Origin of the sequence: Nostoc sp. (genome assembly GCF_036917935.1) — a bacterium.
Lineage (GTDB): Bacteria > Cyanobacteriota > Cyanobacteriia > Cyanobacteriales > Nostocaceae > Nostoc.
The window spans coordinates 71,765-97,539 of the sequence record NZ_JBALEL010000006.1 but is presented as its reverse complement, the minus strand read 5'-3'; the positions used below and the strand labels follow the sequence as shown (position 1 = coordinate 97,539).

Genomic DNA, 25,775 nt, shown 5'->3' with positions numbered 1-25,775 from the left:
TACGCTAACACAAATCAGATAAGATTCCGATATTGATCCATCCTTATTTTAAAGTTTGTGCTTTCTCAATACAGGCTCTTAACTGTGCGGCCAGAACCTGGATATGGGGTTTTCTCAGCATAGTTAGGTGATTGCCAGGAATATGATGAATTTCTGTTCCTCCCACAGCTAACTGATCCCAACCCATACTCGGCTCTCCCTCAGCAATACTTGACTGAACTCTTGTTCTGAAAAGATTAATTTGCTTAGGGTAGACTTGCGGAACGTAGTTGAGAACTGCTTGGCTATTGGCATTCAAAACACGAAGCATAGGGACAATCGCCGACTCACTTAAAAGTCTTAGCTTGGATTCGTCAGATATAAGGTTGACTGTGGCATCCTCCTTTTGGATGAAATGTGAGAACAGATTTATTTTGAGCGATCGCGTCAGCGACTCCCAAAAGGAATATTGCACCAACTTCTGAAAATTAGGAAATCGAGAAGTTAAACTGTTAATTCCGCTCTTACTAGGAGCGGTAATTAGACACAAATAATCGAGGAAAAAGGGCCACATATATGGCACTACTGTAGTGAGAAGAAACTTTAAAGTATTATTAAAAGAAGGTAGATTGCTCTTAATAGGTGCTACAGTATCAAGCACGGCAAGTAAAGCTACTTCTTCCCCAGAATTTTGAAGTTGTTGAGCCATCTCAAAAGCCACCCATCCTCCGAAAGACCAACCTCCTAAAAAATAAGGGCCTTTCGGCTGTACTGAGCGCAATGCTGCAATGTATTGGGTAGCCATATCCTCAATGCGGGTTAATGGTATTTCTCCATCAATTCCAATAGGTTGTAGCCCATAAAATGGTTGACTTTTACCCAATTGATGAGCTAATTCATAATAAGGAAATACAACACCAAAAATTGGATGAACGCAGAAAAAAGGTGGATTTGAACCATTCGGTTGAATCGGAACCAAAGGAGACCACGGCAGAGAATCTGTTTTTGAATATAGAGCAATTGCTAAACTTTCAATTGTTTGATTTACAAACAGGGTAGATAAGGGTAAATCATCCTCAAACTGTTTGTGTATCTGGTCTAATAAACGTACAGCCAGCAGCGAATTACCTCCCAAATCGAAGAAGTTGTCATGAATACCTATATTCTCAATGTTAAGGACTTCAGCCCAGATTTTTGCCAAGGTTGACTCAGTTGGAGTACGAGGAGCAATCAAGGCGTTATCTATTGAGCGGCTCAGAGTATCAACTGCTTTTAGTGCATAACGATCCACTTTGCCATTAGCCGTTAACGGCAGAGAATCCAGAATTACAAAAACTTTTGGTATCATGTATTCTGGTAATTTTTCTTTTAATAATTGACGTAGTTCAATAATTATTTGCTCCGGCGTTAACTCAGTAACAATGTAAGCTGCTAAATACTTATCATCTAAATTATCTTGAGCAATTACAATTGCTTTTTCTACATGATTATGCTGGCTGATAACTGTTTCAATCTCTGACAACTCAATGCGGAAGCCGCGAATTTTTACTTGATGATCAATACGACCTAAAAATTCAATGTTTCCGTCTGGTCGATATCTGGCTAAATCACCTGTCTTGTAAAGCCTTGCTCCTTTTTTACCATTAAAAGGATTGGGAATAAATTTTTTGGCAGTTAATTCTGGGCAGTTGAGATAGCCTCGTGCTAGCCCATCACCAGCGATGTATAATTCACCTAAAATCCCAATTGGTACAGGTTGTAAATAGTAATCTAATATATAAACTTCAGTGTTAGCAATTGGGCGACCAATAGGCGGTTTTTCATTCACAGATTCAATTTCGGCAACAGTTGACCAAATGGTTGCTTCAGTAGGCCCGTAAGCATTAAAAAACCTCCGACTATGATTCCACCAACGTTTTACTATATCCTCGGAAGATGATTCACCTGCACTAATAATAGTTTGTAATGCAGGTAATGATTCTGTGGGTAAAACTGCCAAAACCGCAGGTGGAAGGGTGATGTGAGTAATAGCTTTTTCGCGCAATAATTGAAGCAAAGGTTTTCCAGGTAGAAGGTATTCTTTCTTTGCTAAATAAAGAGTTGCTCCTGTTCGTAATGCCATCACAATCTCAAAAATTGAAGCATCGAAACTCAATGATGCAAATTGCAGAATGCGGTTACTCGGTTGCAAGTTAAAAACCCCAATCTGATCTGCTGCCAAATTAGACAGCCCTCGGTGTTCGATTAAAACACCTTTTGGTTGCCCTGTTGAGCCAGAGGTGTAGATGATATAAGCTAAGTTTTCAAGTGTTACGCCGCTGGTTGGGTTTTCTCGGCTATGTTGTGTAATAGTTGCCCAATCTTTATCTATACTAATAATTGGATTCGAGAATTCTGTAAAATTTTGAAGTAATTTTTCTTGTGTCAGCAATACTGAAACTTGTGCATCTTCCAACATGAAGTTAAGACGCTCTTGAGGATAGCTGGGATCTAAAGGAAGGTATGCGCCGCCAGCTTTGAGGATACCTAATAGCCCGACGATCATTTCTGGCGAACGCTCTACACAAATGCCAACTAAAGATTCAGTTTCTACACCGATTTTTTGGAGATAATGTGCAAGTCGGTTGCTGCGTATATTTAACTCTTTGTAGCTGAGTTGTTTATTACCAAATACTAGTGCGATCGCATCGGGAGTTTGCTCCACTTGTGCCTCAAATAACTGATGAAAACATTTGTTGTCTGGGTAACTTTTTTTAGTGTTGTTCCAATCAATTAATAACTGCTGTCGTTCTCTTTCAGTAAGCAATCCCAAATCTGAAAGACGCTGTTTTGGATTGACGACAATACTTTCTAAAAGTATTTGGAAATGTCCCAGCATTCGCGTAATGGTGCTTTGATCAAATAAATCTGTGCTATACACCACTTCTCCTTTGAGAGTTTCCAAGTCTCGCCACAGATGGAACTCTAAATCAAGCTTTGCAATTTTGCTGTCGAAGTCGAATAACGAAAGCTTTAACCCAGGTAACTCTAGCGCTTCAATGGGAGTATTTTGCAGGCTAAATACGACCTGAAATAAGGGATGGCGGCTCAAATCTCGCTCTGAATGAAGTTCCTCCACCAGCTTTTCAAAGGGCAAATCCTGATGGCTGTATGCTCCCAAAGTTACCTCTCGCACTCGATTCAATAATTCTCGAAACGTCGGGTTCCCTGATAGATCGCTACGTAGCACCAAACTATTGACAAAAAAACCAATTAACCCCTCTAATTCGCTACGGTTACGATTAGCAATAGGTGAACCTAGTGCAATATCCTCTTGCTGTGTGTAGCGATAGAGCAAAGTCTGAAACGCTGCAAGCATTGTCATAAACAAGGTTACATCTTCTTGGTAGCTAAGTGCCTCTAGCGCTTGAGTTAAGGAATATGGTAGTTCTAGAAATTGTTTTGCACCCCGATAGGTTGGAACTGCTGGTCTTAGTCGGTCGGTCGAAAGATTCAGCACCGAAATGCCGTCTAATTGCTTTTGCCAATAAGCTAACTGCGTTTGTAAAGGCGAACAGCCGTTTGCTTCCACCGCTTGCAGCCACTCCCGTTGCCATTGGGCGAAATCTGCATACTGAATGGGTAGTTCTGGGAGGAGCGTAGACATCAGATATGGTTTATCTTCTACAAAGGCTTTATATAATACCCCCAGTTCTTTAATCAGCACTCCAATTGACCAGCCATCGGCAACAATGTGATGTAGATTGAGCAGCAGCACATATTCTGCTTCATCTAGTTGTAGCAGCTTCACTCGCAGCAATGGCCCGGTAGTGAGATTGAAAGGATGTTGAGCCTCTGCTGTTGCGATTCGCCGTACTTGTGTCTCACGTTCTTGGCTCTCGAAATTGCGTATATCTATTAGGGGAAGAGGTATGGTTAAGCTGGGTGCGTTAGCGCAGCTCTCCGCAGGAATCGCTTGCACTGGTTCCTGCTCTACCATCACAAACGTAGTGCGTAAGGTTTCGTGGCGACGGACAATTTCGTTGAATGTCTGCTTTAAGGCGGTGAAGTTAAGGGAACCTTTCAGGCGAAGTGCTGTTGACACATTGTAAAATGGATTACCCGGCGCTAACTGATCGAGAAACCACAATCGCTGCTGGGCGAAAGAAGTGGGGAAGACAAAAACCTCTGCTTCTTCAGAAAAATTAAGTTCTTCATCATCTGTGAGGCTACTGAAAATATACTGGCTCATAACAATATCTTTGCCAAAAAAAGAGTATGAAGACAGAGGGCTGATGTTCTAAAGTTATTTCTTCTACAACGATATAGGAGTTCTCGCTTTAGAGGATGTTTGAAAAGTGTTTTGGTGTGACTTTAGGCACTTTTAGATCCCCCCTAACCCCCCGATAAATTGGGGGGAACGAATGCTAGTCAGGAACAACTTCAATCTTTACAAGGAATATTGTCACAGAAATTAAATGAAATTACTAAGTTAATCAGATAAAACTTTTTTATTATTTAGAGTATGGTAACTGCTCAACCTGGTTGCCTTGGCGATAAATTGATTTATTTGCAATTGTCAAGATCAATCTGACTCGCTACGATCGCATTGTAAAATTACAGCATCTGACTATGACCAAGCAAGACACTCCACTTACGGGAGACGCGCTCATTAAAGAAGTCTGTCGGCGGATTCGAGTAGCCCGCAGCTATTGGGATGCTCACAACAATGCAGCTTGTCGAGGTGAACGCGATCGCGCCTTAGCCCTTTACAACACCCTGACTAAGGAACAAAAAGAGCAGATTCCGCAAGTGTTGCGGGTGTGGTTGCGTTACCGTAGTGAGAAATACTTTGGCGCACACCGAACGCCGCCAAAGTCAACACGAAAATCAAAATAGTCCAATTACTACCAAGACAACTACTTCCCAACTGCTTTTGTCTAAGTAAGTCGGCGGTTGTCGGGGGCAAGGCGATCGCAACAATTTCTATTTGGCACCACGAACCTTATAACTGCGTCAACTATCTTGCAGCTAAATTACTGTATCAGTTTTCCTGGTGTAGCAATTTAACGTTTATATGGAATGAAATATAACGTTTCTCGTTTGTGTGAGGTACACCCGTAGGGGCACGGCAGTGCCCATTGGTGTCAACTTAAGCTGAAACTCCTTTAAAACCTCGTTTCTAGCCAGAGGCTAGAAATGCTGCTCCTGGCGGCTCTGCCGCCAGCAAGAGAGGCGGAGCCTCAAGGACGAGCATTCCCAGTCGGAGACTGGGAACGAGGCAATCTAAAAGCTAGTTCTAGAACTAGCTTTCACGTTAAGTTGACACCAATGGGCAGTGCCGTGCCCCTACACCCCATTCAGATGCGGTACATCATAGTCCCCTCCTCGCTTGCGGGGAGGGGGTTGGGGGTGGGGTTCTTGTACCTCACTCAACTGAGAACCGCTATATAACCAATTAACCTCATTTAATAAGCAGAAATAATGACAATTCAGTTTTGGGAAAAAAGTAGAGAAATTAATACAACTCTAATTAACTTACTATTTAAGCCTCTGCGTAGACGGGTACTACTAGCTGTTGACTCGCTACATCTAGCAAGTCAACAGACATCGCCTTTGATTCATCAAGGTTGGTGGCTTTTGAAAAAGCGTCTGCTGCCATTATTATGTCTGATATCATTCTTTGCAGTATTGCTACTCAACAGTTTTGCCCCTGCCCTTGCCCAACTACCTCCTCAACCTCGTCAGGAAATTCGGGGAGTGTGGCTAAGTGGTAACGATTTTAGCGTTTTCAGAAATCGTTCACAAGTGCAAGCAGCCATGAGCCAACTGCGGCAGTTAAACTTTAATACTGTTTATCCCGTAGTTTGGAATGATGGTTATACACAATACCCCAGCGCCACCATGCAAAAAATGGGTATCCCTTTTTTCTTCAAGGGAATAGATGGACAAGATGTAATTGCAGACATTATCACTCAAGCCCGCAAACAAGGGCTACTAGCAATACCCTGGTTTGAATTTGGTTTTATGGTTCCTCTAACTTCGGAACTGGCATCGTCGCATCCAGATTGGCTTACACAAAAAGGGGATGGGACTCAAACTTCAATTAGTGCTGCCGGTGAAGTAGCGTGGTTGAATCCCTTTCACCCCGAAGTGCAAAAGTTTATCAGGGAACTCGTCATGGAAGTTATGACTCAATACGATGCTGATGGCGTTCAATTTGACGATCATACGAGTTTACCTGTGGATTTTGGTTACGATAAGTACACGATTAGTCTATATACTCAAGAAACTGGCAATCCTCCTCCACCCAATCCCCAAGCCCAAGCATGGATAAAATGGCGGGCAGATAAAATTACTGCATTCATGGTAGACCTCCAGCAAACTGTGAAAGCCCGAAAACCGAATGCTATCTTCTCAGTTGCTCCTAATTACTATAATTTCGCCTATAAAATGCAACTGCAAGACTGGCTGAACTGGGTACGGTTGGGGATTGTCGATGAGTTGGTTATGCAGGTGTATCGTAATGATTTGGAAAGTTTTATTGCTCAAATTACCCGCCCAGAAATTTTAGAAACCCAACAAATCATTCCAACTGGTATCGGTATTATGGCGGGGTTACGAAATCGCCCAGTTTCCATACCACAAATCCAATCCCAGGTAGAAGCAGCGCAACAACGCGGTTTAGGTATCGGCTTTTTCTACTACGAAAGCCTTTGGGATATCGCCCCTGAACCAGCAGCGCAACGCCAGTCAGCATTTGCGGCTCTTTTTCCCAATTCAGCGTTACGCGATATCTCTCAAAATATACCCCGCAAGCCAACTTTTAACACCATAAGCTTACCTTTATATCCAAAACCTTCCCTTGGGCAACGTGTTCGCGGCTATTTTTTGGAAGTTGCGATGCCTGCGGCGAGCTTCGCTAACGCAAATGGTCAACCAAGACGTATTTTATTGGATACAGGGTCAGCAGGGCTAAGAGTTCCCAAAGAGTTTTTAGGTAATGCTCCGATTCAAAAAACAGGTCAAAATATCAAGGAGGTATTAAGTGATGGTACTATCCTGGAAGGAGAATTAGTTTATACTAATGTCCGGTTTGGTTTAATTCCCACCGCCGAACCTGTTCCCGTACAGGTTGTTACTAGTCGCCAATGTACTGCCCAAAAACCTAATTGTTCAGCAAATAGTGGTGTACCATTTTCTGGAATTATCGGTGTCAACTATTTTGAAAAATCACTTCTTTATAACCCGTTGAGAAAATTACCAGGCAATCTGAGTAACGGATTTATCGTCATCGGAAATGGTGGTAGTAACAACAATGGCAGCCTAATTCTCGGTTTAACTGCTGAGAATCAAGCAGGTTTCAAAATGGCTTCTTGGAGTCAGCAACCCGAAATTAATGGTGTACCCGGTAAAAGATGGGACTCTCGACTGAGCAAAGTTTGTTTAACTATTGCTGGGAGTTCTGCGAAAAATTCTTGTAATGGTACAATGGTCGCTGATACTGCAACTATTAATGGTTTGACTGAATTCAAGTCAGCTTCTACAGCAGGTAAACTCAAACCCGGCTTATTGCGTTCAGCAAATGCTCTGAAAGTAGGAATTAATGGCATTTTTGATTACAGTTTGACACCAGGAACCCGCGACGGCTTTAATCGCTGGAATTTGAGCATCTCGCCACAGGCAGAACTGACTACATTTGTAAATCCTGGAATCGCCTTGTTTGATAAATACGATGTCCTCTTTGACTCAGTTAATGGAAAACAGGGTTTTCGCAGTCGGCGGTAAGAAAGTAAAGACTTGCTCCCAATACGGTAGTAGTAGCGTGGCACAGGTAAAACAGTGCAAAAAATTTAGCCTTGCCACGCCACTACAATAATTTTATTTTTACTTTATAAATAACCTCTCAAACTACCGACACTCCCTTTGAACATCAAAAGCTCTGCTGATGTAAGCTAGTGATAGATAATCGAGATGATTGGGGACTTCCTAATCACGGTTGAATTTCATTTGTGCGAAGTGGTCTTGCAGTAGGAAAATGGATCAAGCGGTAGTGACCATCAAGCTACATTTTGGGAATTATGGTGTTAAATCATTTCTTGTTAAAAGACCCTACTTCGGTATCTCATCAATACTCAGAGTACATCAATCTACTTTTGTGAACCCCAAGTCTACTCTAAAACAAGCTCTGATTGGCGTAAAAGTCATAAGAATTCGTAATTAATAATGACGCTCTCTACGAATTACGAATTAGTAATTATTTGTTAACAGCAAGTAACGATCAAATGTTATTTATTATGCAACCTTCTGGAACCCTTACTGGTTTAGATATCCTGGTAGTTGAGGATGATGATGATACTCGCTTTTTTATCACCACTGTCTTGGAAATGGATGGAGCAAAAGTTATAGCAGTGATATCGGCAGCAGCAGCACGCAATGTATTATCCGAATTGCAACCCGATGTTTTAATTAGTGATATCGGGTTGCCTGGGGAGGATGGCTACACTTTCATCTCCAAATTCCGTGCGCTTAAACCAAAGAATGTTGGACGAGTTCCGGCTATTGCTTTAACAGCCTTTGCCGATAGTGAGGCACGGATACGAGCCTTAGAAGCGGGCTTTGACACTCATGTATCTAAACCGATTGATCCAGAAGAACTAGTTGAGATAGTGGCTAATTTGGTTGCTTCTTGTAATTGGTAATTATTATCATCGGTCTTGATAATCTTCAGAAGACTTTGGATCTAACTCCCAGCGATCGCCGTCACGATCCTCTAAAATATCGTTGGTATGCAGAAACTCAGAATCAGCCATTTCTAGCCCCACTGCTGCTTCTAACTCCTCAGTTACATTTTGATCCGGGGTGGAAGTACTACCACCAACAGCTTCATCTCCAACTGCATCTGCATCTTGCCAATAAGCATCAACATCCCCACCAGTCAGTTCTGGACTAGTTTCTGTGTACTGGTCTGTTTCTGCTTTTATTGAGCGTCCGCCAATATTGTATCCTGGCAAGTCTTTCACACCAGTACCGTAGGATTCGGTAATCTCTTGTGGCAAATCATTGGTTTTAATTTTGTCAGGATGATTTTTTTCTGCCATGATCCTAGCCTTTTTGTGCATTCTCACAATAACGTTTTTCTGTAACTAATTTGTCTAACTAGAGATGTATAGCTGATAAAATAATCTATCCCCTGGGAACGACGCTAAAGTAGCGATCGCGCCATAAGATTATAAATGTGAATTCATGGTAAAGGAACTTGTAGTTGAAGTTTTTAGTTATGAGTTAGGGGTGATCAAACCGAAATTATTCATTAGTCAACTTTCCAATCATAACTATTTTATATTCGACAAAAATCGGCGAATATAAAACTTGAATAAGTTTAGCCTCTTAACTTTTATTTATGTTTTTTACTACCTGAATGCTGAACAGTAAAACTCTCAATAATTTTGAGCAAGCAACGGAGGTAGATAAAAGTAGGCAATTCAAAATTATTCCGGAATAATTTTGGCTGTTTAACTCTCTTGATCGATAAATATTCTTGTAGCTAGTTAAAGACTAGAAATAAAAACTTAATCCCATCTATGACTGAACATAACAATCACTCCGGTAATAAAAAAGTTGCTATCCTCATCGAGCAAGCAGTAGAGGATGCAGAGTTTACAGTTCCTTATAATGGACTAAAACAAGCAGGAATAGAGGTAGTAATCCTCGGTTCCCGAATGAATGAAAAATATAAGGGTAAACGCGGCAAACTTAGTATTCAAGCTGATGGTACCACAACGGAAGCGATCGCAGCCGAATTCGATGCAGTGGTGATTCCCGGCGGTATGGCTCCCGACAAAATGCGACGGAACCTTAATACAGTACGTTTCGTACAAGAAGCTATCCAACAAGGAAAATTAGTCGCGGCGGTTTGTCACGGGCCACAAGTTTTGATTGAAAGTGACTTGCTCAAAGGCAAACAAGCCACTGGGTTTAGCGCTATTGCCAAAGACATGATTAACGCTGGCGCAAATTATTTAGATGAGCCGTTGGTAGTTGACGGCAATTTGATTACATCTCGTGAACCTGGAGACTTGGCAATTTTCACCACAGCTATTTTGAGTCGTTTGGGTTATGGTGGCAAAGATGCTGCATTACCAAATGAAAAAGACACAGCTGCTGAATGGTGGAAACTGGCTGATGCTTGGGGTGGCTCAACTAAAGGTGATATTGCTAGAGGTTTAAATACTGCCCTTACTGGTGAGCGTTATTCACTCGAAGCATTGGATAAGTACTTTGAAAAAGAATCAGATAGCGAAGTTAAATCACTCTTTCAACAAATCATTGCTAATAAACAACGCCACATTGAAAAACTAGAAACCTATCTTCAGCGATTAGGCGAGAAAGCCTCTTTAGGGTCAAATATTGCCAATCAGTATGCCAAGGTGAAAACTGCCTTAACAGGAAGTGATGACATATATCAGTTACGTTCCGCTTTGGGGGATGTGCAAACGGGTATTGGCGACATTGGTAATTTGTCTGCGATGTTGACTGACCCAGTAGCAACTGCTATTTTCAAAGAAATTTACCAGGATTTATTGAAATCTGAACAGCAATTAATAGAGTTGTATCGGGCGCGGATAACCGCTCAGATTCAGCCTCCTAAGCCGACTACAGGGGCAGCTACATCAATGTAACAAACCGCAGAGGTGTATGCTGCTAGGTCGAAGCAAGCTAGGCGTAGCGTCTCGTGAATATTTGCGTTTATGTGGTTATTGTACTAGACATCTGGTAAAAAAGAATCTGTAGAGACGTAGCAGTGCTATGTCTCTACAAGGGTTCTGAATAACGCATATTTAATTTCTGGAGATATCTACTGTAATGGAGAAATAAAAAAGTGACTTCAACATCAGGCGATAAACTGACAAGCAGTCAGGGTGAAGCTAGTGAAGCAGAGCGTTGGGCATCTCTCATCGGTGGCGGTGCTATGGTGCTGATGGGTTTAAAACAAGGTTCTTTGCGGGGAGTGCTGACGGCTTTGGCTGGTGGCGGTTTGATTTACCAAGGTGCAACCAAACAAAGTGCAATCCAGCAAGCACAGGAAGCAATAGGGATAAACCAAGCTATCAAAGTTGAAAAGACGGTAACAATTAATAAATCGGCAGAAGAATTGTATCGCTTTTGGCATAACTTTGAGAATTTGCCCACATTTATGAAGCATCTCAAATCTGTAAAGGTGTATAACGAAAAAAGTTCTCATTGGATAGCCAATGCACCTTTGGGTAATAGCGTGGAATGGGATGCAGAAGTTCTCGAAGACCGAGAAAATGAATTTATTTCTTGGGCTTCTGTGGAAGGTGCAGATGTTGATAATTCTGGTTTTGTCCGCTTCAAAAAAACACCAGACGATCGCGGCACAGAAGTAAAGATTGTCTTGGAGTATAACCCACCTGGTGGAGCATTGGGAGCTACCGTAGCTAAACTTTTTGGTGAAGAACCAGAACAGCAAATTGGTGATGAATTGCGCCGCTTTAAGATGCTAATGGAAGCGGGCGAAATTGCCACTACCGAAGGCCAATCAAGTGGACGCAAGTAGTTTCCATGATTAGCGCCGCAAAAGCGATCGCGATTGATCGCTTTCCCGAACGCCTGGAAATGGCGTAAAAGTTTGCCAAAGCAGAAGTGATTAACTACAAAGAAGTTAATGCTGGCGAAGCGTTGAAACACATAACTGATGGCCGTGGCCCCGATGCTTGCATCGATGCTGTTGGTATACAAGGCCATCACATTTTTCAACAAAAAAAGGATAACTCCATCAAAGTTGTTCTTAAACTCTGAATGGTGAACAGTCATTCAGTATTTTGAATTGTACACCCAACATAATGCAATTGAGGTTTTTATGAATCGAGTAATTTCATGGCTGCGGAATATTCGGATTTCCCAAATAGTTGTAGTTTTCCTTGTCGGATTTATGTTCTTACTGGGTCAGGCTTTTAGCTACGCTAACATAGCACTAGCTGATGTTAAAACCCCAGAGGGTACTTATTACAAAGGAACACCAAATGAACAAGGTGAAATGAGAAATGATACCCAAAATACCCAAAATTCCCAAAATCCATTACAAAGCGCTGTTGATAATATCCGCGAAAAGTTAAACCTGGATGAAAAAGCTCCTGAAGCTACAAAAGAGTTTTTTGATCCGGCAAAAAACACAACCGGAGATAAAACTTCATCATCTGATGCAGATAAAGAAGGTTATTATCACAATTCTTCTAGCAACTAACTGAGAGATAGCAGCTAGACGGTGAGCAAATTTTGAGTCGAGATTTTTGACTCATACATTTAGAACAACTTTTTAGCGGTTAGTGAGACGCGATAGTCATCGCGTCTCCAAATCAGGGTAAATCCAGTATTTATCTGGATATTAATAATCAGCCAAAAATCATAACTAAGGACTAAAAATTATGAAAGCAGTTTGCTGGCATGGAGCAAACGATGTGCGGGTGGAAACAGTTCCCGATCCTAAAATTATCAACCCGCGTGATGCGATTATTAAAATTACTTCCACAGCAATTTGTGGTTCTGATTTGCATATTTACAACGGCTACATCCCCACAATGGAAAAGGGCGACATCCTTGGTCATGAATTCATGGGAGAAGTCGTGGAACTTGGAAGTGCAGTTAAAAATGTGAATATAGGCGATCGCGTCGTTGTTCCCTTCACCATCTCCTGCGGTAACTGCTTTTTCTGCAATCGGGATTTATGGTCACTATGCGATAACTCTAACCCCAATGGTTGGTTAGCAGAAAAGCAAATGGGCTATTCGCCATCAGGTCTATTTGGCTACTCTCATTTATTCGGCGGTTACGCCGGTGGTCAAGCAGAGTATGCACGAGTGCCCTTTGCCGATGTCGGCTTGTTCAAAATCCCCGATGGTTTAACGGATGAGCAAGTATTATTTTTAACAGATGTTTTCCCCACAGGCTATATGGCAGCCGAGAACTGCAATATCCAACCCGGTGATATTGTCGCCGTTTGGGGTTGTGGCCCAGTCGGACAATTCGCCATCAGAAGCGCATATATGCTAGGTGCAGAACGTGTAATTGCCTTTGACCGCATTCCCGAACGTCTGCAAATGGCTAAAGAATACGGTAAAGCTGAAGTTCTCAACTACGAAGAAGTGGATGTAGGCGAAGCACTCAAAGAAATGACTGGCGGTCGTGGCCCTGATGCTTGCATTGATGCAGTGGGAATGGAGGCACACGGCACAGATTTTATGGCGTTGTACGATCAGGTAAAGCAAGCAGTACGTCTAGAAACAGACCGTCCGACGGCATTACGACAAGTAATTGTGTCTTGTCGCAAAGGTGGTCACGTATCAATTCCGGGTGTATATGGTGGCTTTGTAGACAAAATGCCGATGGGTGCTGCGATGAACAAGGGCCTAACCTTGAAAATGGGACAAACACACGTCCACAAGTATCTAAAACCTTTGCTAGAACACATCCAAAACGGTGACATTGATCCAACATTTATCATCACTCACAGCTTACCTCTAGAACAAGCGCCCCACGGCTACGAAATTTTTAAGGACAAGAAAGATAACTGCATCAAGGTTGTACTCAAACCGTAATGGGGAGTGAGGAATGGGAATGAAGCAGGGTACAGATTATTTCCTATCACCTGTCACCTCTCCCCTAATCCTAATGCCCAATACCCAAAGTTAAAACTACAAAAAGGCAAAAAATATGTCTGATACAACCGTTAGCAAAGTAGACTCTAGTCATTCTCCTAAAGGCCAACTTGGTCAAAAATATCTTGCATCTGGCAAAAATATTTCCATGCGTCTGTGGGAAAATGAGCAACCGAATGAAGCTAAAGAGCCAACAGCACGAGAATATGAAACTGTTGGTTATGTAATCAATGGTCGTGCAGAATTACATATTGAAGGGCAAACGATTTTACTAGAACCTGGGAGTTCTTGGATAGTACCAAAAGGAGCCAGCCACACCTATAAAATTCTAGAACCATTCACTGCTGTTGAAGCAACCAGTCCACCCGCTCAAGTTCACGGGCGAGATGAAAACTGATTTGCAGTTATCTGAAATTTCTCAAAAAGAATTCAGAACTCAGCAGGAGGTAGTGCGGTCTTCTCCCAAAGGGAGAAGGGGCTGGGGGATGAGGGCGATGGCGTCTCCCCAAGTAGAGCAACTACCGTTCAAAATTCAGCATGAATTGGAGTTTGAGTGGGTAATAGACTTCTTGCATGAATCCCTTGCCCTCACCCTAAATCCCTCTCCCAAGGTTGGGAGAGGGACTTAGGGTGAGGGGGATGTAGCAAGATCCCGCAGGGTGGGCGAATTTTGCATTTGTGCAAGATGTCTAATGAATATTAGACCAGTCCAAAAAAGAATGTAGAGACGTAGCACTGCTAAGTAGATGGACAAAAATATTTACAGTCATTGCGAGCGAAGCGAAGCAATCCCAGCCCTTGCGATTGCTTCGCTTCGCTCGCAATGACGTTGTGTAATTAATTCTGTTCCACTACTTACGTCTCTACATGGGTTCTGGATAACGCATATTTGATTTGACTAGATGTGTAGTATTTCCAAAAGCGATCGCTCCATAACTTCACTAACAAATTTATTACCTTGCAAGTTGAGGTGAATGTGGTCGTGAAACAAACCTTGCGGGTTGGTAGTTGAATTGAAGCTCGGCAAAAAGTCTATATAGTTAATTTGCTCTGCTTTGGTAAAATCGCTCAAGCGCTGACGTGCTTTAATTTCGTAATCGCGGGGCCCTGGTTCACCAATTTCTCGTAGTAAGGGAGTCATAACTAACAGAAATTGGCTGTTGGTTTGGCGAGTCAGGGCTTGAATTTTAGCGATCGCCTCCAGATTAATTCCTACGCGATCGCCTGGTTCATTTTGCACGGCTTGTAGTTCGGGAATTGGCTTTTGCTTAACGATATAACGCTGCCACACTTCCACTAATGCTAGGGGAGGTTTACGATCTCGATAGTTGCGATCGCGTCCTACTGGTAAAGGAGTCGGAGGAGTTGCAAACAAATCATCGGTATTAATTAATAGCACCACTGCTTGCGCGTTAAAATTGCCAAACTTCTCTAAATAAGCTAATTCGTTCCTTGGCCCCCAAGAGTTAGCTGAAGCATTTAGCACTTCTACTTCCTGATAATTACTATTATTGGATGATCCCAGAGAACGGATCATCAAACTAGATATTGTATTCGTCTGATCTGTCCACCAGCCTCCATTAGCAATAGAATCACCTAAAAGTAGAATTCGTAACTCAGAAGGTGCGGGTATCTTTTTTATCGGACTACCTCGCATAGAATATTCATTAATTTCAATGCGATTCCCAAAACGACGGGTACGCTGGTTAGGAGCCAACAAATAACCAATTTGCTCATCGCCAATATAAATTAGGGGATTACCAAAACCAAACAGCGATCGCAGTCCGATCTCGATTACCACAAACAATCCCACAACTACCGCCAAAATTACGCTCAGTGCCATTTTCACCTACTCGCACCCTCTTATACCGAGTTACTGTTCAATCATACTGGGGCATTGGGGAAGGTGGGGCCCCCTCTGGGGATAAGGGGTAATGGGCATTGGGCATTCAAAAGAGAAAGAGGGGCGGGGGGCAGAGGGGAAAACTCTTCTCCCTTACCCCCTCTTCTTCCCCAGTCCTAAATTGTTAAAGTGAATTTAACATCATCTGCAAAGAGAAGGACTACAATCAAAACGGACAAATACTTCATGCTCCAACAACAGAGGATTACAAAGCTGTGTCCGACTTAAATCGAGGAATTATGAAATTTGAGGGTGCAGATTCCCCCAAAGTAGTCACTATCTCTACCGTGTTGCTTCTGGGATCGATCGCTGCTCTGATCTTCTGGGCGCTGCAAGCTGCCTATGCGCTAAACTAAAACCATTAGTAGCCTAAAAGGACACTGGCAAAAACGGTTTCCGTCTTAGCCAAGTGTCCGTTTAGCAACTAGTAAATAAAAACGCCCTAATAACCATCAAAAATTTCAGAAAAACTTTAGATTTTAGATTTGAGGTTTTAGATGGAAAATTTAAATCTAAAATCCAAAATCCAGAATGTTTGAACCTTGGGGTGTCTTAGTTATTTTAATTATCTGCCCCCTCTTGGGCGGATTACCCCTGATTGCATGGATTACTTACGCCCTGAAGCGGAAGCAATTATCACAAGTTGGTACAGGAAACATTAGTGTATCGGCTGCCTTTTATCATGGCGGTAAATTTGTGGGAATTCTGGCAGTCTTGTCAGAAGCTTTTAAAGGAGTTGCGGCAGTCTTACTCACCCGCGTTTTCTTTCCAGATGGATCGTCTTGGGAATTGCTTGCCCTGATCGCTCTGGTAATCGGTAGATATTGGATAGGCAGAGGGGCAGGTACGACAAATGTTGTCTGGGGATTTGTCGTACATGATCCACTGGTAGCTATATTTGTATCTTTCTTTGCAGCTATTAGTTTTTTAATTCTGCAATCAAGACGGCTAGTCAAATTTGGGGTTTTGCTTCTTTTTCCTCTGTTTGTAGGACTTCTGCACCTTAGCGATATTCCCAGAATACTTGCTGCTGTAGTCTTAGCTGGTTTAATGGGCTGGATTTACACCAAAATTCCTGATGATATGAAACTGCCAGTCCAAGAGGCACAAACAGAATCGCAAGGGACGTTGGAATTTTTACGCGGCGATGTCTACGACGGGCTACGCCAACGCCCAATGGTTTCTTTAGATGAAGAGTTGGATGCTGCCATTGTCGGAGAAAAGGCGGCTACATTATCTCAAATTAAGCGCTGGGGCTATCCAGTGCCGAAGGGGTGGGTATTGGCCCCAATCGACGATCCTCAACTGTTAATAGAATTTCTTCAGCCATCAGAATTATCCCCTTTGGTGGTGCGTTCTTCTGCCATTGGAGAAGACTCGGAACACGCTTCTGCTGCTGGACAGTATGAAACAGTTGTAAATGTGATCAGCCCAGAGGCATTGCAGCAAGCGATCGCTCAAGTTCAAGCTTCCTACAATCATCCTTATGCTCTCCAATATCGGCGCGATCGCGGTTTAAATGATACAGCAATGGCTGTGTTGATTCAACAACAAGTCCAGAGTGTATATTCTGGCGTCGCTTTCAGTCGCGATCCCATTACTCAACAAGGTGATGCAATCATCATTGAAGCCCTTCCAGGCAGCCCGACGCAAGTCGTTTCGGGAAAAGTCACACCAGAACAATATCGCGCTTTTGTTGTTGAAACAGAAAATTCTTACTCTGTACAATTAGAGGGTGAAGGACGAGTCCCACAATCATTAATCAAACAAGTTGCATACTTAGCCTACCGACTCGAAAAACGTTATCATGGCACTCCTCAAGATATTGAGTGGAGTTACGATGGTCAAACCCTTTGGGTATTGCAATCTCGACCGATCACCACTCTGTTGCCCATCTGGACACGCAAAATCGCCGCCGAAGTGATTCCCGGAGTAATTCACCCCTTAACATGGTCAATTAATCGTCCCTTAACTTGTGGAGTTTGGGGAGAACTTTTTACTTTAGTTTTGGGCGATCGCGCCTTGGGGTTAGATTTCACCAAAACTGCAACTCTGCATTATTCCAGAGCCTACTTTAATGCATCTCTCTTAGGAGATATTTTTCTTCGTATGGGACTGCCGCCGGAAAGTCTGGAATTTTTAACCAGAGGAGCTAAATTAAGTAAACCCTCCTTGCAGTCAACTTGGGAAAATTTGCCAGGACTAGGGAAGTTGCTGAAGCGGGAATTAAGTTTAGAAAAGGACTTCAAGCAGGATTATCATAAACGGTTCATTCCTGGATTGTCGCAGTTGGCGCAGTCAGATATAGATAACTTGGAACCACCCAAGCTGTTGGCAAGAATTGATTTTATTCTGGAGTTGGTGCGTCATGGTACGTATTACAGCATTTTAGCTCCCTTGAGTGCTGCTCTGAGACAGGCGATTTTCCGGGTGAAGGATGGACAAATCGATCATAGCGTCACGCCAGAGATCGCAGCATTGCGATCGCTGAGTGCAATAGCTACAGATGCCAAGCAGGTATTGCTTGAGTTTGATCCACAGCAGGTATTTGAGCAATTAAAGCAAACCCCCCAAGGAGAGAAGATCCTCCAAGAATTTAACGAATTGCTTCAAGATTACGGCTATTTAAGCGAAGTCGGAACTGATATCTCCGTTCCGACTTGGCGGGAAAATCCCCAGATGATTAAGCAGATGTTTGTGCAGTTAATGCAGGGGAACGAACCACAAGCAGGGGCTAAAGACGCAATTAATAGTATCTTTGCTGGTAAGCGCAAACGCTCTTTTGTGCAACGGCGTGTAGATATCAAAGGACGAGTCACCGAAGTTTATTCCCGGCTTTTGGCTGAATTGCGTTGGAGTTTTCTGGCTTTAGAGAAAATTTGGTTAAAGTCTGGTTTACTCAGGAAAACAGGCGATATCTTTTTTCTTAATTTTGATGAAGTGCGGCGGCTAATTGTGAATGAAGATTCCAGCTTAATTGAGCAGTTGGATGAGTTGGTGGAATTTAGGCGATCGCAATTCTTGCAAGATAGCGCCATTATTCAAATACCTCTTTTAGTCTACGGACATACACCTCCTCACCCCTTAGCTCCCTCTGCACTCTACTCTGACCAAATTTTACAAGGTATTGGAGCTAGTCAGGGGCAAGCCGAAGGTAGAGTGAAGGTGTTGCGAAATTTACAAGATGTGCCAGAGATTGACCGAAATACGATTCTGGTAGTACCTTACACAGATTCCGGTTGGGCACCATTGTTATTAAGGGCTGGAGGATTAATTGCCGAAGCTGGTGGAAGGCTTTCTCACGGTGCGATCGTTGCTCGTGAATATGGGATTCCCGCAGTGATGGATGTTCGCGGTGCTACATGGATTCTGCAAGATGGTCAACGGGTACGGATTGATGGCTCTAGGGGTATTGTGGAATTATCTAACGATTTAAGACCCGAATGATTACCACTTCCCTGAAAGACTTACCTGAAGAATCGGTTTCTCACAATGCCGAAATCAAGAAAAAAAAGCAATTTTTTTGCAACATTTTAGCCTTGCCACACCAGTAGGTTGGGTGGAGCGGAGCGCAACCCAACATTATCAAGTTAAGTTTTGTCAATTTCAAAGCGATCGCCCTCCAGGGCAAACGCATCTAAAGTATAAGAATCCTTTAATTTGTCGGTATAGCGACGCGGCGTATAAACCCAGATATTACCATCGCTGCGCTTGATGGTTCGGGTTTTTGTGGAACCAACAAGAATAATTGTCCGCATATCAGCGCTTGCTGGTGTTAACTGGTCAAGTGCGATCGCTTTCACCGTTTGTCCTGGCCGACCGAGATTCCGGGCCAACACTACTGGTGTATCTGGTGTTCGATGTCGCAGCAAAATATTTCTTGCTTCTGCCAGTTGCCAGGTACGCTCTTTGGAAACAGGATTGTAGAAAGCAATGACGAAATCAGCCTCAGCAGCAGCGGTAATTCGTTGTTCGATCGCAGACCAAGGTTTCAAAATGTCAGAGAGGGAAATAGCACAGAAGTCATGTCCAAGGGGCGCACCAATGGCTGCTGCTGCTGCTTGCATCGCGGAGATGCCTGGGGCCACATGAATCTCGATACTGTCCCATTCCGGTTTAGGATAGCGATCGCATACCTCAAAAACTGCTGTTGCCATTGCATAGATACCGGGGTCGCCAGACGAAACTACAGCTACATATCGCCCAGATGCCGCCAAATCAAGTGCAAGAGTTGCCCGTGCTTCTTCTTCGCGGTTGTCAGACTCATGCCGTTGCTTGCCATCAGCCAGAGAACCAACTAAATCTAAATAAGTTTTATAACCCACGAGGTCAGTTGCCGACTTGAGTATCTCTTTCACTTCCGGAGACATCCATTGCTCCCCACCAGGGCCAGTACCAATAATCGCTAACTGTCCGCGTGGTTGACCGATAGTATTGGGGTCAATTGGTTGAGGGGCAATAGCGATCGCAATGTGGGGAGATGGCGATAAGGGGGATGTGCCTGTAGCAGCGATCGCTGCGGCTTGGGCGGGGCTATAACCTTGTGAAAGTAGACTTTCTAGCTGATTTGGGGTGAAAAAACGGGCGGGCACTTTCAAGGCGGTAGCTACGACATGGATTGTGGGATCGGCAGCGGCACTGATGGGTGCAAATATCCCGGCAACTGATGCTTTTTCTAATGCAGCATCGACTAGTAGCTGTTGTACTAAAGCTACTGCATCATCAATCATGCCACTAATTGCGATCGCGATCGTTGCTGGATGGTAGACAAGGCAGTTGGGTGTGGGAGTCACCAAGCGTTCTGTAACTTGGATGGTCAAATCTCCCTTGGGATCTATAGGCAGTTTACTATCGCTCAACCAAGGTGCTATTCCTTCGAGCTTAACTTGCGCCCCAGCTAGCAAATCTGAGATAAATTTTTTAGCATCGTCTGGGTTTGCTAAATGGTATCCAGAAGGAGGAGATAACAGCGTTGTCCCCAAACGTAAATCGCCTGTGGTCGTAATTGCCGGTTTGACATCAAGGGCTTCGGCAATCCGACGTGCCAAATCGTTTACTCCACCAAGTCCGCCCAACAGGGGAACAACAGCACTACCATCTTCAGCCACAGCTAGCACTGGTGGTTCCTGTCGTTTATCCGAGATTACCGGAGCTAGCGTCCTAATTAAAATGCCAGCGGCACAAATGCCAATCAGCGGCCTTCCTTGTATAAATAACTCGCGCAGCGTCTCGCCAAAATTTGTAAAGCTGACATCAACTTCCGATGTGCGACCCTCTAAACCGTATAATGTTGCCCCTGGTAAGACGCTGATTATTTTGCGTGCTACTGTCACGCTATTTTGACCCAGTATTACAATGGCAGGTGCAAAGTTCATCATTACTTAATTACAACACTTAATTACAACTTATCTCGTAACTTAGATGATTTGAAAATCGCTGGATTAGTTTAGATAAAGTGTCATAAATATCGCATTTAGGAGAGAATTCAGAGTGCGATGTCTACGACGCGCAACTCTTGGAGAGGCTACGCCTACGCGCATGGTTTCTTCATAGTAGCTTTTGAAAAGCTATTTTGGGTTTATCCCATATTAGGTTTTAGAATTTAACTGAGTTCAGTAATATTTACTAACTCTCATCGAGATCGAATAAACCATCGCCAGAAAAAAGGCAAGCTAAAGTGCCTAAATCAGTTTTCAGCCTTTATTCATGATGGTTGGCAATCAAATATACCTATTCCAGTAACTTACAGATTTTTGGGTACAGAGGTTGATTTTGCCAAAGCTGGCATTATCATTGAAATTCAGTTTTCTAACTATCCTTTCTTACTAAATAACACCTTGCGTTCAGAATTGTTCTTTAACGCTAAAACTGAGTTTGTTGGATACAAGACTTACGCAGAATAGATCCCCCAACCCCCTTAAAAAGGGGGCTTTCAAGTTCCCCCCTTTTTAAGGGGGGTTAGGGGGGATCGAGGTTTCAAGCTTTGATTGCGTAAGTCCTGGGATACTCAACTAGTCTAGTAATTGTAGTAACAAAGGCTCTGATGTTTCCTGCTTCCAATAGCACTCTTTATTACGAGCAAGCTGTTAATCAGTTAACAGCTTTGATTAAATATCAAGTTTTTGATGTACCAATTAGACTGATTGGATTATTTGAACAACAAAATACAATAGTGCCTATCATCTAGTCTAAGGGTAGATTCTCTCTATTAGTCTTCATTACGATACCTACCTTGCAAGTAATACTAGGCTTTCGGCAGTATAACCTATTTTAGGTTATTAGCCAATTACTGAGAAAAATATCAATAGTAAGTAGAGTACAATGCCCCACTTACTTTAATGATCTACCTTGCTGGTGTAGGTATACCCAAAGGCGATCGCATTTCTGAGAAATTAGGGATGCGATCGCATTTCTGAGATAATTAGGGGTGCGATGTCAATTAGCTTTACGCTCTTTCAGCACTTGATCTAGCAAGTTTCTAGCAGGTTGTGCTTTAGCCAACGCTACTTGATGATCATTATAAGCACGAACAAGGCGAGAAAGACTGCTCACACCTGCCTTGAGTTGCTCAAGTTCTTCACCAGCAACCAGTTCCCCATCAAGCATCCGCCCAATCAACGGTTTGATGTCGCCCACTTCCTGACGGACTTTTTGGAGCTTTTCTAGAGTACTCAGTAAAGTTTTTAGTGAGTTCAATATATCGTCAATATCCTGGGCATCCTCCACTGGCTCAGGCGAATCTTCAACTGTTATCGTATCTTTGTCTGAAACTGTAGGCAATTCCTCTACAGACGTTTCACTTGTAACCCCGTTTGACCGTGCCATCAACGCTTCCTCAAGGAATTTTCCTCAGTGTATCGCTGATTTCAAGTTGCCAAAGATAATATTTTTATAATTCGTTAAATAAAGATTTGTACAAATTAAACTGTAAGTCACTATCACTAAATTAAAGAATTCCCTTACTTCTAAATCAGGGCTATTTCATTCTACTTTTAGGGCAGGTTTCACGAATCTTTTTGGCAAAAACAATCATTTAGCAACGAACCTATCTCTCCAAAATGCCCATTTTGTGAGATAATAACTCGGAATTATAAATTTTTGCTTTAGTTCTGAAATTGCTTGCACAAAGACCAATCCCTAAGACTGACAATGTTCAAAGGTGTCCCAGATGGGCTTGTCGTAGACATCGCTCCTCTAAACGTCAAGGTATTATGTACTCGAACACCGTGCAGCATACAGTCTGAGGTTTTGCATGAAAGTAGCAGTTTTCAGTACAAAAGCTTATGATCGGCAGTTTTTGTCAGCTGCAAATTCTCCCACCCAACACGAATTAGTGTTTTTTGAACCCCGTTTAAATCGGGATACGGCTATCCTTGCTGCCGGATTTGAGGCAGTTTGCGTATTTGTACACGATCAGGTTGATGCCCCAACTTTAGAGATTCTCGCCTCACGGGGAACTCACCTGCTTGTCCTCCGCTGTGCAGGGTTTAACAATGTAGACTTACAAGCCGCAGCGGACTTAGGAATTACTGTTGTGCGTGTTCCCGCTTATTCACCTTATGGCGTGGCAGAACATGCCGTAGGACTGATTTTGAGCCTAAATCGCAAAATTCATCGTGCTTATAACCGTGTGCGAGAAGGCAATTTTTCCCTAGATGGACTATTGGGATTTAATCTGCATGAGCGCACAGTGGGGATTATCGGCACCGGCAAAATCGGTCTGATTTTAGGACAGATTATGAAGGGGTTTGGCTGTAACCTTCTCGCCTATGACGTTTATCGCAATCCAGAATTGGAGGCGCTAGGTGGAAAGTATGTAGAACTACCTGAGCTATTTGCCAACTCTGATATTATCTCTCTCCATTGCCCCCTGATTCCCGAAACGCATCACTTGATTAACACTGAGGCTATAGAACAGATTAAGCCAGGTGTGATGCTAATTAATACTAGCCGAGGAGCGCTGATTGATACCCAAGCAGTGATTGAGGGATTGAAGTCTGGTAAAATTGGCTATCTTGGTGTGGATGTCTACGAACAAGAATCGGAATTGTTCTTTGAGGATTTGTCTGGCGAAATTATTCAAGATGATATTTTCCAGCGTCTGACAACGTTCAACAATGTACTTATTACTGGACATCAAGCATTTTTTACAGCAGAAGCTCTCCACAATATTGCAGAAACAACTTTTGCTAATATTACTGATATTGAACAGGGTCGTCATTGTGCGAATGAAATTCGCGCTCAACCGTCAGATGCAATAACGGTTGGCGATCGCTAAGAAAACATCTTCATTAGACATCTCCATAAATTAGGTATCAGCCCAAGCTGCACAATAGTTGTAGATTGATTTTCGGAGATGTCTATGGTCACTGTTTTGTCAATAGACCTCTTGCATAAATCAATAAATTTGAACCCCACCCCGCCAAAGCTACGCTTTGTCTCCCCTCCCGAAGAGCGGGGAGGGGTTGGGGGTGGGGTGTTACGGACTTTTGCAAGAGGTCTAATGGGTTGAGTATTTGTGCCAGGTGTTTATAGCATCTTTGTAATACTGGCGATCGCGAATCAGTGCATCAAGATAAATTTCCTCAAATAAATCTCTTGTTTTTTCTCAGCGCCGCGCCAGTTACTACAAGTCGGGTTCTCTGTGTCTCTGCGGTTTAAAAGTTATTTATTTAACCGCAGAGGCACAGAGAATACAGAGAGAAGACGTGAAAAGTCGGAATTAGGCACGGGTGAAATCACAGCCAAGCTCGATCGTATTGAACAGGCCAGAGTTTATCGTGTCCCAGTTGTTTGGCTGCCAGATGTGGCCAGTAAGGATTGCGGAGGAGTTCACGTCCTAACAGCACTATATCAGCTACTTCTTTCCGAATAATCTCGTCAGCTTGCTCAGGGGAGGTAATTAAGCCCACGGCTCCTGTATGAATATTAGCTTCGCGGCGGATGCGTTCGGCAAACTCAGTTTGATAACCAGGTTTAATTGGGATATGAACGCCCGGTATGATACCGCCTGATGAATTGTCGATCAGATCAACTCCTAGAGATTTGAGTTTGTCGCTTAAAGCAATACTTTGCTCAATGTCCCAGCCATTGTCTACCCAATCGGTGGCGGAGATGCGTACCCAGAGTGGATGTGTCTGGGGCCAAACCTCTCGGACTGCTTGAACTACTTCTCTAAGCAGACGAGTCCGATTTTCAAAACTTCCACCATAATCATCTTGACGGTGGTTAGAAAGGGGTGAGAGAAATTGGTGCAGTAAATAACCGTGGGCGGCATGGATTTCCACTACCTTGAAACCAGCTTGTAGAGAACGTTTGGCAGCTTGAGCAAAGGCGTCAATAACTTCTTGAATTCCCTCAAGACTGAGGGCTTCTGGAACTGGGCTATCTTTGCTAAAAGCGATCGCACTACTCGAAACTAAGGGCCGCCAACCTTCCTGAGATTCATCTAGTACTTTCCCTCCCTTGCTCGGTTTGGCAGTGCTGGCCTTTCTACCCGCATGAGCAAGTTGAATACCTGCAACAGCACCAAAGTTATGAATTAATGCCACAGCCTTGGCTAAACTTTCTATATGTGAATCTGACCAAATTCCCAAATCTTGCGGGCTAATGCGCCCACGCGACTCCACCGCTGCCGCTTCTGTGAACACTATACCTGCACCGCCAACTGCGCGAGAAGCTAGATGAATAACGTGCCAATCATTAGCATATCCATTTGTACTGGAATATTGACACATCGGTGAAACGGCGATGCGGTTGCGAAAGATAACTTCACGAATCTTGAATGGTTCAAACAGATGTGCCATTGATATTGATTCCTTCTATTGCTAGATAAAAAAATTGGGGAGGGATTTGCAGTCAAAGGGACTAGTAATAGGGGACTGGGATTTTACTCCTAAAAATTATCTAAGAAACTTTGACTCCTCCCAAATTTTGGAACAATTTTCCAATACCCAGTATCCATTCCCAGAGGGGCGTTTTTTTCGCCACCACGTACTTGGACAGAGATATTCATCCATCCCATATCAGCCAATAGCGGTTGATTGTAGTAGACATTGGTCACTCCACAAGCGATGTCTGACGACAAGCCGCTTCTCTTTGAACGCGAACAGCCTGTTGCAGAAAGACGTTCCGCGAAAGCGTCTGCGCTAAAGTTAAAACCGTACTTCGGTGCGTCAGCGAATTGCTGTCAGTGGTTAGAGCAGTCTGCTCTTTAAAACTGATTATGATGCACC

The 25,775-nt window shown here is 43.2% G+C and carries 17 protein-coding genes and 1 pseudogene; 11 read left to right on the top strand and 7 right to left on the bottom strand.

What is annotated here, in order from left to right:
- Positions 1 to 43 precede the first annotated feature (43 nt).
- Positions 44 to 4,210, bottom strand: coding sequence for a non-ribosomal peptide synthetase (locus V7K62_RS04070; protein ID WP_334861942.1), 4,167 nt, complete (start codon positions 4,208 to 4,210; stop codon positions 44 to 46).
- A 380-nt stretch (positions 4,211 to 4,590) separates the two neighbouring features.
- Here V7K62_RS04070 and V7K62_RS04065 point away from each other — a divergent pair, with 380 nt between their 5' ends.
- The 3 genes from V7K62_RS04065 to V7K62_RS04055 all read left to right on the top strand — a co-directional run bounded on the left by V7K62_RS04065 (position 4,591) and on the right by V7K62_RS04055 (position 8,660).
- A complete protein-coding gene (locus tag V7K62_RS04065; RefSeq protein ID WP_334861940.1) occupies positions 4,591 to 4,857 on the top strand; it encodes a Precorrin-3B methylase in 267 nt (88 codons plus the stop codon).
- A gap of 585 nt (positions 4,858 to 5,442) precedes the next feature.
- Entirely contained in the window at positions 5,443 to 7,746 is a 2,304-nt protein-coding gene (locus tag V7K62_RS04060) for a family 10 glycosylhydrolase (protein WP_334861938.1), read from the top strand.
- A gap of 509 nt (positions 7,747 to 8,255) precedes the next feature.
- On the top strand, positions 8,256 to 8,660 hold the full coding sequence (locus V7K62_RS04055) for a response regulator (RefSeq protein WP_334862166.1): 405 nt from the start codon (positions 8,256 to 8,258) through the stop codon (positions 8,658 to 8,660).
- 6 nt (positions 8,661 to 8,666) lie between these two features.
- On the opposite strand, the gene V7K62_RS04050 is transcribed toward V7K62_RS04055, so the two are convergent.
- Positions 8,667 to 9,059, bottom strand: a complete 393-nt coding sequence (locus tag V7K62_RS04050) for a DUF6335 family protein (protein WP_334861936.1) — start codon at positions 9,057 to 9,059, stop codon at positions 8,667 to 8,669.
- Between the two features lie 483 nt (positions 9,060 to 9,542).
- Here V7K62_RS04050 and V7K62_RS04045 point away from each other — a divergent pair, with 483 nt between their 5' ends.
- The 6 genes and pseudogenes from V7K62_RS04045 (at position 9,543) to V7K62_RS04020 (ending at position 14,034) form a co-directional block, all read left to right on the top strand.
- Complete coding sequence (locus tag V7K62_RS04045; RefSeq protein ID WP_334861934.1) at positions 9,543 to 10,640, top strand: DJ-1/PfpI/YhbO family deglycase/protease; 1,098 nt, start codon at positions 9,543 to 9,545, stop codon at positions 10,638 to 10,640.
- Between the two features lie 200 nt (positions 10,641 to 10,840).
- On the top strand, positions 10,841 to 11,539 hold the full coding sequence (locus V7K62_RS04040; RefSeq protein ID WP_334861932.1) for an SRPBCC family protein: 699 nt from the start codon (positions 10,841 to 10,843) through the stop codon (positions 11,537 to 11,539).
- A gap of 20 nt (positions 11,540 to 11,559) precedes the next feature.
- A pseudogene (locus tag V7K62_RS04035) lies at positions 11,560 to 11,727 on the top strand (zinc-binding dehydrogenase); the annotation flags it as partial.
- Between the two features lie 115 nt (positions 11,728 to 11,842).
- Positions 11,843 to 12,226, top strand: coding sequence for a hypothetical protein (locus tag V7K62_RS04030; RefSeq protein ID WP_334861930.1), 384 nt, complete (start codon positions 11,843 to 11,845; stop codon positions 12,224 to 12,226).
- 181 nt (positions 12,227 to 12,407) lie between these two features.
- Positions 12,408 to 13,577: a zinc-dependent alcohol dehydrogenase gene (locus V7K62_RS04025; protein WP_334861928.1), complete on the top strand. Its 1,170-nt coding sequence runs from the start codon at positions 12,408 to 12,410 to the stop codon at positions 13,575 to 13,577.
- A gap of 115 nt (positions 13,578 to 13,692) precedes the next feature.
- On the top strand, positions 13,693 to 14,034 hold the full coding sequence (locus V7K62_RS04020; RefSeq protein ID WP_334861926.1) for a cupin domain-containing protein: 342 nt from the start codon (positions 13,693 to 13,695) through the stop codon (positions 14,032 to 14,034).
- A 501-nt stretch (positions 14,035 to 14,535) separates the two neighbouring features.
- Here V7K62_RS04020 and V7K62_RS04015 read toward each other — a convergent pair.
- A complete protein-coding gene (locus V7K62_RS04015) occupies positions 14,536 to 15,480 on the bottom strand; it encodes an SGNH/GDSL hydrolase family protein (protein WP_442937221.1) in 945 nt (314 codons plus the stop codon).
- A gap of 591 nt (positions 15,481 to 16,071) precedes the next feature.
- On the opposite strand from V7K62_RS04015, the gene V7K62_RS04010 reads away from it, so the two are divergent.
- On the top strand, positions 16,072 to 18,987 hold the full coding sequence (locus V7K62_RS04010) for a glycerol-3-phosphate acyltransferase (protein ID WP_334861922.1): 2,916 nt from the start codon (positions 16,072 to 16,074) through the stop codon (positions 18,985 to 18,987).
- A gap of 143 nt (positions 18,988 to 19,130) precedes the next feature.
- Here V7K62_RS04010 and cobJ read toward each other — a convergent pair whose 3' ends face one another.
- On the bottom strand, positions 19,131 to 20,918 hold the full coding sequence (cobJ, locus tag V7K62_RS04005; RefSeq protein WP_334861920.1) for a precorrin-3B C(17)-methyltransferase: 1,788 nt from the start codon (positions 20,916 to 20,918) through the stop codon (positions 19,131 to 19,133).
- 1,057 nt (positions 20,919 to 21,975) lie between these two features.
- Entirely contained in the window at positions 21,976 to 22,365 is a 390-nt protein-coding gene (locus tag V7K62_RS04000) for a hypothetical protein (protein ID WP_334861918.1), read from the bottom strand.
- Between the two features lie 427 nt (positions 22,366 to 22,792).
- Between V7K62_RS04000 and V7K62_RS03995 the strand changes: the two genes are divergently transcribed.
- Positions 22,793 to 23,818 (top strand): 2-hydroxyacid dehydrogenase, encoded by a 1,026-nt coding sequence (locus V7K62_RS03995; protein WP_334861916.1) that lies wholly within the window; start codon positions 22,793 to 22,795, stop codon positions 23,816 to 23,818.
- A 460-nt stretch (positions 23,819 to 24,278) separates the two neighbouring features.
- Here V7K62_RS03995 and namA read toward each other — a convergent pair whose 3' ends face one another.
- Both namA and V7K62_RS03985 read right to left on the bottom strand, forming a co-directional pair.
- Complete coding sequence (namA, locus tag V7K62_RS03990) at positions 24,279 to 25,346, bottom strand: NADPH dehydrogenase NamA (protein ID WP_334861915.1); 1,068 nt, start codon at positions 25,344 to 25,346, stop codon at positions 24,279 to 24,281.
- A gap of 89 nt (positions 25,347 to 25,435) precedes the next feature.
- Complete coding sequence (locus V7K62_RS03985) at positions 25,436 to 25,627, bottom strand: hypothetical protein (RefSeq protein WP_334861913.1); 192 nt, start codon at positions 25,625 to 25,627, stop codon at positions 25,436 to 25,438.
- Between the last annotated feature and the right edge of the window lie 148 nt (positions 25,628 to 25,775).